Annotated in this window: 7 protein-coding genes; 5 read left to right on the plus strand and 2 right to left on the minus strand. The window is 60.0% G+C overall.

The features are described from left to right. The first annotated feature begins 126 nt into the window (after positions 1–126). From FHT71_RS03045 to FHT71_RS03060, 4 genes are all read left to right on the plus strand, one after another. Positions 127–1,227 (plus strand): polyamine ABC transporter substrate-binding protein, encoded by a 1,101-nt coding sequence (locus FHT71_RS03045; protein WP_007796753.1) that lies wholly within the window; start codon positions 127–129, stop codon positions 1,225–1,227. 91 nt (positions 1,228–1,318) lie between these two features. Then, complete coding sequence (locus FHT71_RS03050) at positions 1,319–2,461, plus strand: ABC transporter ATP-binding protein (RefSeq protein WP_132588351.1); 1,143 nt, start codon at positions 1,319–1,321, stop codon at positions 2,459–2,461. Positions 2,462–2,464: 3 nt separating this feature from the next. Continuing rightward, complete coding sequence (locus tag FHT71_RS03055; RefSeq protein ID WP_007796760.1) at positions 2,465–3,376, plus strand: ABC transporter permease subunit; 912 nt, start codon at positions 2,465–2,467, stop codon at positions 3,374–3,376. 2 nt (positions 3,377–3,378) lie between these two features. Further along, positions 3,379–4,197, plus strand: a complete 819-nt coding sequence (locus tag FHT71_RS03060) for an ABC transporter permease (RefSeq protein WP_183718864.1) — start codon at positions 3,379–3,381, stop codon at positions 4,195–4,197. Here the strand turns inward: FHT71_RS03060 and FHT71_RS03065 are convergent, their stop codons facing one another. Continuing rightward, on the minus strand, positions 4,198–6,078 hold the full coding sequence (locus FHT71_RS03065) for an AsmA-like C-terminal region-containing protein (RefSeq protein ID WP_132588352.1): 1,881 nt from the start codon (positions 6,076–6,078) through the stop codon (positions 4,198–4,200). 160 nt (positions 6,079–6,238) lie between these two features. Between FHT71_RS03065 and FHT71_RS03070 the strand changes: the two genes are divergently transcribed. Continuing rightward, entirely contained in the window at positions 6,239–8,191 is a 1,953-nt protein-coding gene (locus FHT71_RS03070; protein ID WP_132588353.1) for an acetoacetate--CoA ligase, read from the plus strand. 221 nt (positions 8,192–8,412) lie between these two features. On the opposite strand, the gene FHT71_RS03075 is transcribed toward FHT71_RS03070, so the two are convergent. Next, on the minus strand, positions 8,413–12,135 hold the full coding sequence (locus FHT71_RS03075; protein WP_183718940.1) for an ATP-binding protein: 3,723 nt from the start codon (positions 12,133–12,135) through the stop codon (positions 8,413–8,415). Positions 12,136–12,297 lie beyond the last annotated feature (162 nt).

The following is a 12,297-nucleotide window of genomic DNA, read 5'->3' on the forward strand; positions in this document are numbered from 1 at the left end:
GTGAAATGAGTGAGGCTGCAGGTTTTTGCGCTTGTGGGCTCTCAAAAACCTTTCTAGTCTGCTTTAAAACCAGAGGGTGGGCGTCCGCAAGCGGCACCGCAAAACAAGAAGAAAACAGGAGATATCATGAGGTCAACTATCGCAAGACTTGCAGCAAGCGCCGTTGTGCTCGCGTTCGCCGCTGCGCCGTCCTTTGCGCAGGAGCGGGTGGTCAACGTCTACAACTGGTCGGACTATATCGACAGCTCCATCCTCGAAGACTTCACCAAGGAAACCGGCATCAAGGTCGTCTACGACACCTTCGATTCCAACGAGACGGTTGAAACCAAGCTGCTCGCCGGCGGTACGGGCTACGACGTGGTCGTGCCGAGCGGTGACTTCCTGCAGCGCCAGATCCAGGCCGGTGTCTTCCAGAAACTCGACAAATCCAAGCTGCCGAACCTCTCCAATATGTGGGATATGATCCAGCAGCGCACCGCCATGTACGACCCCGGTAACGAATACGCGGTGGACTACATGTGGGGCACCAACGGGATTGGCTACAACAAGAAGAAGCTCGCCGAAATCCTCGGACCGGACGCAAAGGAGCCGGGCCTTGAAGCAATCTTCGATCCGAAGGTTGCTGAAAAGTTCAAGGATTGCGGCATCTATGTTCTCGATGCACCGAAGGATGTCATGCCGTCAGCCTTGACCTATATCGGACTTGACCCCAATTCGAGCAAGCCGGCCGATCTGCAAAAGGCCGGCGAACTGCTGGAAAAGGTACGGCCCTTCGTTCGCAAGTTCCATTCCTCGGAATATATCAACGCCTTGGCTAACGGCGACATCTGCATCGCCTTCGGTTACTCCGGCGACATTTTCCAAGCTGCCAACCGTGCGACCGAAGCCAAGAACGGCGTGGAGATCGGCTATTCCATTCCGTCACAGGGCGCGCAGATGTGGTTCGACATGATGGCGATCCCGGCGGATGCCAAGCATGTTGCTGAGGCGCATGAATTCCTCAACTACCTGATGAAGCCGGAAGTCATCGCCAAGGCCAGCAACTACGTGTTCTATGCCAACGGTAACAAGGCGTCGCAGCAGTTCATCGACAAGGCAGTCCTCGAAGACCCGTCGGTCTATCCGAGCGAGGACGTGATGAAGAAGCTCTATAGCGTCACCCCATGGGATCCGAAAACGCAACGCACCGCGACCCGGATCTGGACGAAAGTCGTCACCGGCCAGTAATTGAAATCAGGCCCGGTCGGCAACGTCCGGGCCTTTTCTTACGCCGATCGCAGGGGACGTCGGCTTCCAAAAATAATACTCGGGGCACAATATGAAGTCACTCGGCAATATCCGCCGCTCCTTTGCACCGTGGGCAGACCCTACGTCGAAGCCCTTCATCTCGTTTAACAACGTCACGAAGCGGTTCGGCGATTTCATGGCGGTCGACGACCTGTCGCTGAACATCTATCATCGCGAATTCTTTGCCCTGCTGGGGGCTTCCGGCTGCGGAAAATCCACGCTGCTGCGCATGCTCGCAGGCTTCGAACAGCCGACCTCGGGCGAAATCGTCCTCGACGGTACCGACCTCGCCGGAACGCCGCCATACAAGCGTCCGGTCAACATGATGTTCCAGTCCTATGCGCTCTTCCCGCATATGACGGTTGAGAAGAACGTCGCCTTCGGCCTGCGCCAGGATGGCATGCCAAAGGAGGAGATCGCCGAACGCGTTCTGCAGATGCTGAAGATGGTGAAGCTCGAGAAGTTCGCCACGCGCAAGCCGAACCAGCTCTCCGGCGGCCAGCGCCAGCGCGTGGCTCTGGCGCGTTCCCTTGCCAAGCGGCCGAAGGTGCTGCTGCTAGACGAGCCGCTCGGTGCGCTCGACAAGAAGCTGCGCGAGGAAACGCAATTCGAGCTCATGGACCTACAGCAAAACCTCGGCCTGACCTTTGTCGTTGTCACCCACGACCAGGAAGAGGCGATGACTATGGCCGACCGCATTGCGGTCATGAGCCACGGAAAGGTAATCCAGGTCGCGACGCCCGCCGAGATCTATGAGGCGCCGAATTCCCGCTTCGTCGCGGACTTTATCGGCGACGTCAACATCTTCGACGGCAAAGTCGCCAGCGCGAATGACAGCACCGTCGAGATCGCGGTCGATGAAGATTTCTCAATTAGCGTCATCACCCCCGAAAAGCCGGCCATGGGCTCGTCCGTCGGTTTTGCGATCCGCCCGGAAAAGCTGAAAGTCTCGCGCAAGCCTCCAGCCAATCCAAAGGTGAACGCGGCGTCCGGGGAACTATGGGACATCGCCTATCTCGGCGACATGACGGTCTTCCACGTGAAGCTGAAGAACGGCAAAGTGGTCAAGGCCTCGCTCCTTAATTCCCAGCGCGCGGTCGACGATCCGTTCATCTACGATCAGGAAGTCTGGATCACCTTCGCCGAGGATGCCGGCGTCCTCCTCAAGGATTGAACCATGGGCAAGCTCGGTTCCACCTTCTACAATCGCCTGGTCATAATCATTCCATATGTCTGGCTGCTGCTGTTCTTCTTGGCGCCGTTCTTCATCGTTTTCCGTATCTCGCTGTCGACGACGGCAATCGCCATGCCGCCCTACGAGCCGGTCTTTTCCCTCGGTGACGGCTGGGCCGGATTCTGGGAGAAGGTGAGCACCTTCTCCTTCGACAACTACAGCTATCTGATCGATGATCCGCTCTACATGAAGTCCTACATATCGAGCCTGGTGATCGCTGGGATATCGACGTTCCTTACGCTTTTGATCGCCTACCCGATCGCCTATGGCATGGCTCAGGCTCCGCGCAGCATCCGTCCGACGCTGCTGATGCTGGTCGTCCTGCCGTTCTGGACGAGCTTCCTGATCCGCGTCTACTCCTGGATCGCGATCCTGAAGCCGGAGGGACTGTTCAACCAGCTGCTGCTGTCGCTGCATGTCATCGACAGCCCGTTGATTATCCTGAACACCAACGTCGCAGTCTATATTGGCATCGTCTATTCCTATCTGCCGTTCATGGTACTGCCGCTCTACTCGTCGCTTGAGAAGATGGATGGCACTCTGATCGAGGCTGCGCAGGATCTTGGCTGCACTCCGATCAGCGCATTCTGGCGGGTGACCTTCCCGCTGTCGCTGCCGGGCGTCCTCGCCGGCTGCATGCTGGTCTTCATCCCCGCGGTCGGCGAGTTTGTTATCCCCGATCTGCTTGGTGGATCGCAGACGCTGATGATCGGCAAGACGTTGTGGAACGAGTTCAACGCCAACCGTGATTGGCCGGTCTCTTCGGCGGTGGCGACGATCCTGCTGCTGATCCTGGTGATCCCGATCGTGTTCTTCCAGAACGCCCAGGCCAAGGCCGAAGAGCAGGGGAGATAGACATGCTGAGATGGACCCGTTTCAACGTCGCTTCCGTCGCGCTCGGCTTTGCGTTTCTTTATCTGCCGATCGTTCTGCTGGTCGTGTTTTCCTTCAACGAGTCAAAGCTCGTGACCGTCTGGGGCGGCTTTTCAACCAAGTGGTATGTCTCGCTCTTGGACAATCAGGCTTTGCTTGACGCCGCGTGGGTGACGATCCGTGTTGGCCTCCTCTCGGCCACCGCTGCGACGATCCTTGGAACGCTCGCAGCGATCGCTCTGGTACGCTACACGCGATTCCGCGGACGCATGCTGTTTTCCGGCATGGTCTATGCGCCGCTGGTCATGCCTGAAGTGATCACCGGCCTGTCGCTTCTATTGCTGTTCGTGGCGATCGGCCTCGACCGCGGTTTTTGGACAATCACGCTCGCTCATACGACGTTTACGATGTGCTTCGTGGCGGTCGTCGTGCAATCACGCCTCGTGAGCTTCGACAGCTCGATTGAGGAGGCGGCGCAGGATCTCGGCGCACCACCGGTAAGGACCTTCTTCGAAGTGACGCTGCCGATCATTGCGCCCGCCGTCTTGTCCGGTTGGATTCTCGCTTTCACGTTGTCGTTGGACGATCTCGTGATCACGAGCTTCACCTCGGGTCCCGGGGCCACGACGTTGCCGATGAAGATCTACAGCCAAGTCCGCCTCGGGGTAACGCCTGAGATCAACGCGGTCTGCACCATTCTGATCGGGATTGTGGCGATCGGCGTCATCTGCGCCTCCATGATCACGAAACGCCGCGAACTGCAGCGCGAGCGCGACGAGCGTGCAGCGGCAAACGCGCCGTGATTATTTGGTCGACCCCTGCTGCGTAATGGGAGCAGGGGAGATAACCGGCTCCGGCCAAGCGCCGCCAACGAAGAACGGCAGAGGCGGCAAACTGGTTGACGCCGTCGGATCGGTTGCTTCGATCGTGCCCGACAACGCCAATCCGTTCGATCGGTATGGGATGACGCCGGAAAGGACGAGCGTCTCGAGCGGCCCTTCGATCCGTCCACCATGGATCGTCGCCGCGCCGTCCGCGAGATCGGCGGCGATGTCGAAATTGTCGAAGGCGAAGGCTTGGTGGGAGACCGCATTCAAGGGGAAGAAGTCGGCCCGTGCGGCCTTTTCGCGCACGGCTTCGGCATCGAAGCTCGGCAGAGAGCCCGAGCGCGCGCGGAAAGCGATCCTGCCGGTCACGTCGCCAGCGCCCGCCTTCCAGAGCGGCATCGAGGTCTTGAGCGACATGTCGAGAGAGCCGGTGGCAAGGGGAAGTGGTCCCCGGAGCTGAAGCCGCTCGATCAGGCCGGCAAAGTCAGCCCCCCGGATCGACAGCTGCAGCTTGCCGCCGCCGTCAAAATCCCCGCGCATCGCCTCCAGATGAGCAGACAGCGTGCCACCTTCAAACTGGCTGTCGCCGATGTCGAACTTCGCCTCGTTGCTGGAAACGATGATGCTCGCGCCGACATCCGAAAGCATGAAAGGCTCGATCAGGGCCTGCTTTGCGGAGAGCCTGAGGTCGAGGTCCAGCTTCTGCAGTGCACCGCCATCCGGTGGCCCATTTGCTTCACCGGCCGCCAGGCGAAGTATGAACGCATCGAAGAGCGATCTGAAATTCATCTGGTCGAAAGCCAGCGTGCCGCCGAGCTTGGCGCGTTTGCCTGGCGGAAAGGCAACGTCCATCACGCCCTTCGCATTCGATCCATTCATGCTCATGCTGACATTGTCGAAGCGAAACCCGTTTGGAACCGAAGCGACATCGGTCTCGATCGAGAAGGTCTTAAGGGTTGCAAGACCGGGCAGCGAGCGGTCGGCCCATGCCAGAAGAGCGGGAAGATCGCCGATGCTGACGGCCATGTTCCCGGAAAGGTCGAAGAGGTGCGAAATGTTTGCCAGTCCCTGGAACCGCGCCGTGAGCAGGCTCGAGGTCAGCGATCCGCCCATTTCGGCCTTCCTGCCACCAAAGATAAGCAACGGGCTGGGAGAGGAGAAATCGAGCTTGAGGTCCTGTCCGCCCGTCCTCGCGATAAGCACCGCTGTGATCGGGCTCGACAATTTGCGCCAGCTGACATCAGCGGTGACGCCGTCGAAACGATAAGTTCGGCCGCTTGATACGTCGGTGACATTCACCGTGCCGTCTTCGACGGTAATGGCCCCGACTTTGGCATCCAGCTTTTGGTCGAGAACCTCTCTCCCATCTTCCTCGCGCGCCCCTGCGATCGCCCTTGCCAGAAGCCCCTCATTGGTCCAGTCGATCACGCCGCTGCCTTCGCGAGTAAGCTGCAAGTTGGGACGAAGCAGGTGGAACTCGTGGAAGCTTGCACGCCCCCTGATCGCATCAATTAGGCTGAACTCGGCGGATAGGCTTTCGATCGTTCCCAGGAGCTTGTTGCCCTCGCCCTGCTGGTGAACCGAGATCTTGCTGAGGGTGATGCGAGGCGTCGGCCAGAATTCGATCACCGGCTTGCCGGCAATCTCTGCGCGATAGCCAGCCCACTTGGAGAGCGCATCCTCAATGCCGGAGCGAACGAGGCCGGTGGAAATCAGATAGGGGGCAGCGACACGAAGTGCCACGAAGATCGACAGGAAGACAAGCAGGGTAATCGTGGCAAGCCGTGCAAAGCCCGGCAGCCAACGGGTCACGGGCCTGATTCTTCTCCGCCATCGCGGTTGTCGTGACGTCCCCATACAATCCGCCAGTCTCTTCGGCCACTGCCCTTAATGCTCTGAAAGGCCGGATATATCAAATGCCGCTTGCTTGCAAATGCACGCCGCTGGCCGTGCTCGTCACTGCCTTTATAAGCTGATATTGCATGGTATATAGGCGAGCAAATAGGAGAAGTGTCGAATGCGCGACGATAAGCCACTCTGGATGCCTTCGCGAGCATCGGTCGAAGCGAGCCCGATGTACGCCTTCATGCAGCAGTGCAACTGCGACTTCGATCTGTCCCTGGCAAACTACCACGATCTGCACGCCTTTTCGGTCGCCGACAGGGAGCGGTTCTGGACGTCGGTCTGGGAATTCTGCGGCGTCAAGGGAGAGCGTGGACCTCGGGCGCTCGTCAATGGCGATGCCATGCTCGAGGCACGCTTCTTCCCCGATGCGACCCTGAATTTTGCCGAGAACCTGCTTTCCGGGGAAGGCGCCGGTGACGCACTAATCTTTCGGGGGGAGGACAAGGTTGCCGATCGCTGGAGCTGGGACCGGCTCCGTAGCCTGGTTTCCAGGCTGCAGCAGGCATTCAAGGCAATGGGTATCGGTTCTGGGGATCGCATTGCGGCGATGATGCCCAACATGCCAGAAACGGTGGCCTGCATGCTGGCGGCCGCTTCGATCGGCGCGATCTGGTCGTCCTGTTCGCCCGATTTCGGCGAGCAGGGCGTACTCGATCGTTTTGGCCAGATCGAGCCGAAGCTTTTCATCGCCTGCGACGCTTATTGGTATGGCGACAAGCTGCAGGACGTGAAGGGCAAGGTCGCGACCGTCACAAAGCGGCTCGGCGTGCCATGTCTGGTCATTCACTATGCCGGGGACGCGTCTGCGGTGGTCAGCGAGACGCCCGGCGCCAAGACGCTGGACGACTTCATCGCGCCGTTCGAAGCGCGTTCTGTCGAGTTTGTGCGCCTGCCATTCTCGCACCCTCTTTATATTCTCTTCTCGTCGGGAACGACCGGCGTTCCGAAGTGTATCGTTCATTCCGCCGGCGGCACATTGTTACAGCATCTTAAGGAACACCGGCTGCATTGCGGAATTCAGCCGGGGGAGAAGCTTTTCTATTTCACCACTTGTGGCTGGATGATGTGGAATTGGCTCGTGAGCGGACTGGCGGTCGGCGCCACGCTTTGCCTGTTCGACGGTTCGCCTTTTGCACCCGATGGTAACGTACTCTTCGATTTTGCGGCAGCCGAGAAGTTTGCCGTCTTCGGCACGTCGGCGAAATATATAGACGCGGTTCGCAAGAGCGGGTTGACGCCGCGCGCGAGCCACGACCTCTCCAGTCTTCGGCTGATGACGTCGACCGGGTCGCCGCTGTCACCCGAGGGCTTCACCTTCGTCTACGAAGGCATCAAGGAAGACGTGCAGCTCGCATCCATTTCGGGTGGTACCGATATTGTCTCCTGCTTCGTCCTCGGCAACCCTTTGCAGCCGGTCTGGCGCGGCGAAATCCAGGGGTCGGGCCTCGGCCTTGCCATGGATGTCTGGGATGATGAGGGCCAGCCGGTTCGCCAAGAAAAGGGTGAGCTCGTCTGTACAAAGGCCTTTCCGTCGATGCCTGTGATGTTCTGGAACGATCCCGGTGGCGCCAAGTACAGGGCAGCCTATTTCGAGCGTTTCGACAATGTGTGGTGCCACGGCGACTTCGCAGAATGGACCGAGCATGAAGGTATCATCATTCACGGGCGGTCCGATGCGACGCTCAATCCTGGTGGCGTCCGCATCGGTACCGCCGAGATCTACAACCAAGTCGAACAGATGGACGAAGTCGCGGAGGCGCTCTGCATCGGCCAGGAATGGGATGACGATGTCCGCGTGGTCCTCTTCGTGCGTCTGGCGCCCGGCGCATCCCTGACTGACGAGTTGGTGAAGGCAATCAAGAACCGCATTCGCACGGGCGCCTCGCCACGCCACGTACCCGCAAAGATCATCGCCGTTAGAGATATTCCCCGCACCAAGTCCGGGAAGATTGTCGAGCTTGCGGTTCGCGAGGTGGTCCACGGCCGGCCGGTCAAGAACAAGGAAGCGCTTGCCAACCCGGAGGCACTGGATCTGTTTGCGGGACTTGAGGAGTTGCGTGTCTGATCAAGGACGGTAACGGGCAGATTACAAGCTTTCACCTTTGAGAGATTGAAGGTCGCGGTAATCTTTCGTTAAGAAACGTTGGTCAAAAGTGAATTTAACTTGGGGTTGCGCATGAACGAAGCAGCCGGAGCTTTTGGCTCCCAAACATGATGTTGGACTGACTAAGCCCTTATTGATCAGCACCCGAACTCTCAGGCAGCCTTTTGGCTGCCTTTTTTCGTTCAGCCTGCCAGGACCCGTTGCGACGGGAAGGCGATCTCGACCAGCGTGCCTTCGTTGGGTGCCGAGCTGATCGCGAAAATCGCCCGGTTCGCGTCGACCATCGCTTTGGTCAGCGGCAGGCCGAGCCCCGTGCCGTCGCCACGGTGGCGCGATTGCGCGGAAACCTGGCGGAACGGCTTCATGGCCTGGTCGAGCTCGCTCCGGGTCATGCCGACGCCGGTATCGCGCACCCGTAAGACGACGCTGCCGTTTGCCTCGTAGGACGTGGAAACGACAATCTGTCCGCCCGCCGGCGTGAACCGTATCGAGTTGGAGAGGATGTTGAGCGCGATCTGCTTGATCGAACGAAGGTCGGCAACGACATCAGGCACCGCTTGGGAGAGGGCCGTGCGGATGATCACGCGTTGGCTGTTGGCCTGCGGCTGGAGTAGCGCTACTGCCTCGGAAACGGCCTCGTTGAGATCAATGGCACTGAAATCCAGGTCCATTTCGCCGGCCTCGATCTTCGAGATGTCGAGCAGATCATTGACGATATCAAGGACATGGCGGCCGGACCTGCCGATGTCGTTGGCATATTCGACATAGCGCGGATGACCGATTGGCCCGAAACGCTCGGTTGCCATCATGTCGGAGAAACCAATGATCGCGTTGAGCGGCGTGCGGATCTCGTGGCTGACCCGTGCGAGGAAATCGGTCTTGTGTTCGTTGGCGGTCTCCGCTGCACTCTTGGCGCTGCGCAGTTCATCCTCCGTGCGTTTCCACTGGGTGATGTCGCGAATGACCGCGCAATAGCCGCTGGAGGAGGTGAGACGCCCCATCGTCATGAAGAGCGGCACGAAGCCGCCGCCGGCCTCGCGGCCGATGACTTCCCGGCCATCGTTGAGCACGCTTGCGACACCGTGATCCGACAAGCCGCCGAGGTAGTCGAGCACAGCCTTCTGGCTTTCATGCGCAAAGAGCATGACGAAGGGTTTCGCGCGGGTCTCGTCTTCGTCGTAGTTGAACAGTGCACTCGCCGAGCGGTTCATCGAGCGGATGTCGCCTTCGGCGCCGATTACGACGACGCCGTCGGTAGCCGTTTCCAGGATCGACCGCAGCTCTTCTACTTCCACCTGCAGCTTGGCGACCTTCTCCAGCATCCTGTCGAAGGAGCGGGGCTCCGTCGGCGGTGCAGGGCGGGCGGGAACCGCCGCGTCACTTGCTGCCGGCATCAGGGCGAGCATCAAGGCGCTGGCTTCTTCCCAGCGGATGGACTGCAGCCGTGCCGTGACTGGAACGAGACTATCATCGACCGTTACAAGCATCATCGAGCCGGCGCGGCCGGCACCCTCTTCGAGCTCCGAGCGCTGCAGCAGCGCATCAATGCCACCGACCTCGCTCAGCGCTTCCAGCGTCTTGTAGCCGGTCAGTCGCATGAATTCCGGGTTGGCATGGATTAATTGGTCGCCAGCATGCACGAGGACAGCGACAGGCAACTGGTCGATAGCAGCGGCAGATAGCCCGACGCCCATCTTTGCGCGCGGCGGAATGAAGCTCGCCAGCATGTCCATTTGGCTGACGGTTTCCTCCAGCCCTTCGGTCACGTCGTCGTCGATCTCGTCGGCCGCCTCGGGTCCGTCGGCTGCAGCCTGTACGTCGTCAGCCTTTTTCTCTTCAGGCGAGGTGCCGACACTATCGTCCTCGAATGTGGACGATTCATCAGCGTGCATGCCGATCGTCGGTGTCTCTGCTGCCGGGATGTAGCGTTCTTCGCTTTCACTGACCGCAGGCTCGTCGTCGCGCGGTTCCGACTCGCGGACACCGAAGGCTTCGAGACGCTTGGCGATCTCGCGGAAATTTGCCTGCTCGGCTGAGGTCAGCTGCGGGCCGGCGCCGTGCAATTGCACGATCTTGTCCGTCAGGCGGCGGCTCGGATTTTCGACGATTCGTAAGGCCGGAGGCTCCGTAGCTGGCTGCGGCTTTGTCGGCTCGGCCGTCGTCACAATGTCGGCGTCGGTGGTGGTTGCGGCCTCTTCAGCAGTCCGCTCGGAAGCGGGGGCCACCGTTCCCGCCGCCGTCGGCTCGCTAGTCGCCACTTCATCGGCCAGCGCCGACAACGACGCCTCTTCGGAGGCTTCGATCGGTTGGTCGAGTGCAGCCGCGTCATTGATGATGCCATTCGGGCCAAGCGTCAGGCCGAGCGCCAAAGGATCTTCGGCGGCATCGGACAGGCGCACGACACCGAAGCCGCGGAAACCGTCGAACTCCCGGCTTCGGGTGTAAGTGGGCAGGGCCGCGAGATCGACCGGCACGGCGAGGCTCGTCCCTTCGATCGGCCAGTTGATCGTCTTGCCCGACCAGGTGTCGCGCCGCGCCAGGGCTTCGCTGATCTTGCCTTCCGGATCGAGGTTGAAGAGTGCCGAAATATCGCTGAACGGCGTGCCGATGATATGAGCCGCATGCGGCCCGACCGCTTCTGCAAATTCGCTCGACACTTCGCTGAACCGTCCTGCCGCGTCGATCTTCCAGACGAAACGGGTCGCGCGACTATTCGGATTGAAAACGAAGGCGCCTGCCTTGGCGGCCGTCTCCGGCTCCGACTGCTCGGCCTCATTGACGACGTCGGCATACTGACCGGATGCATCTACGTTTTCAGGCGCCGGTTCTTCCGCCGGTGTCTCTTCGATTGCCACGGCTTCATCGTCGAGGGCGGCGGCGGGTGCATCCGTCAAGCCTTCCGCCGTCATCTCGATTGCCGTAGGTTCTTCAATAGGCAAGGACTGCTCAACGGCCTCTTCCATCGCGGCCGGCAGCGGTTCGCCTTCTTGGCTGATCTCTGCAGCGGCCGGCTCTGCCTCCAACGCCTCTTCGGCGATTGCTGCAGCTTCCGCAGTCACCGCTTCGGCTGTATCGCTCTCATGGATGCCCTCTTCGGGCGGTTCTTCCATGTCTTCGATGCCGGCAATGGCATCGATAGCATCGACGAAGGTCGCGGCTTGCGCAAGCTCGCTATGGTTAACGGCGGCTGTGGATAAGTGTTCTGCCGCCGCCGGCGTGTCGATTGGGTCGAGGTGGCCGATCACGGTTTCAACGGCGAAAAGGAGGTTGAGCACTGGCTCGTCACTCAGTCGCCCGACGGCCGCCGGAAGGTAGCCTTTGCCCGTGGCAACAGGGCGCTTCACAAGGCGGTCGGCATGATCGCCGGCAAGTGTGATCATTGCCTTGGAGGTCTGCTGCGTGACACCTAGCGAGGCAAAGCCGGGAGAGGAGGCAATGATCTCGCCGTCGGCCCCGATAACGGCCATATGCGTGTCGGGATCGTCGAGGCCTCTGAGCATCTGTTCCGCGGACGCCTTTATCGACAAGGCATTGGTCGAAACCGGAAGTGACAGAAGAACGGCGCGCTCCCCGGATGCGAGGTGGATCAGTTCCACTGTTGCCTGAACGGGAACACGTTGGAAGCCCCTGGCAATGCGGATCAAGAAGTTGCGGCTGTCGCCGGCATTTACGAGCTGTCGCGCCGTCGCCTCCAACTGGCGAAAGGTGATGTCGGCCCCGTCTATGCCTTGGTCCAGAAGATCGTAAACCGCCGATTGCCCGAAGAGTTCGGCGCCGGCGCCATTTGCCCAGAGCGCGCGGCTGAGATCCGCCGACAGCAGGACCATCGCTTCGCCACGCGAAAAGCGGTCCCGCACCCGGGGATGCACGGCGATGTCGATGAACGGATACTGCACTGCGGGCATGATCGAACCTTTGGCTTCGGTCACCGTGAAATTAATAGTCTATTAATAACGATAGGCCGGAACGGGGTCTAGAACGGGGCCAGGCTTTCGGCTGGAAAGGTTAACGCGTTGTGCGTCGCACAAACATGTTGCAATGCACAAAAATCTGCGCTATATAATGAA

The organism is Rhizobium sp. BK060, from assembly GCF_014193145.1.
Classification (GTDB): Bacteria; Pseudomonadota; Alphaproteobacteria; order Rhizobiales; family Rhizobiaceae; genus Rhizobium.

Bases quoted from the DNA above. Each gene is read 5' to 3' on its own strand.
- FHT71_RS03075 (WP_183718940.1), bottom strand. From the start codon at position 12,135: ATGCCCGCAGTGCAGTATCCGTTCATCGACATCGCCGTGCATCCCCGG.
- FHT71_RS03050 (WP_132588351.1), top strand. From the start codon at position 1,319: ATGAAGTCACTCGGCAATATCCGCCGCTCCTTTGCACCGTGGGCAGAC.
- FHT71_RS03045 (WP_007796753.1), top strand. From the start codon at position 127: ATGAGGTCAACTATCGCAAGACTTGCAGCAAGCGCCGTTGTGCTCGCG.
- FHT71_RS03065 (WP_132588352.1), bottom strand. From the start codon at position 6,078: ATGGGGACGTCACGACAACCGCGATGGCGGAGAAGAATCAGGCCCGTG.
- FHT71_RS03060 (WP_183718864.1), top strand. From the start codon at position 3,379: ATGCTGAGATGGACCCGTTTCAACGTCGCTTCCGTCGCGCTCGGCTTT.
- FHT71_RS03070 (WP_132588353.1), top strand. From the start codon at position 6,239: ATGCGCGACGATAAGCCACTCTGGATGCCTTCGCGAGCATCGGTCGAA.
- FHT71_RS03055 (WP_007796760.1), top strand. From the start codon at position 2,465: ATGGGCAAGCTCGGTTCCACCTTCTACAATCGCCTGGTCATAATCATT.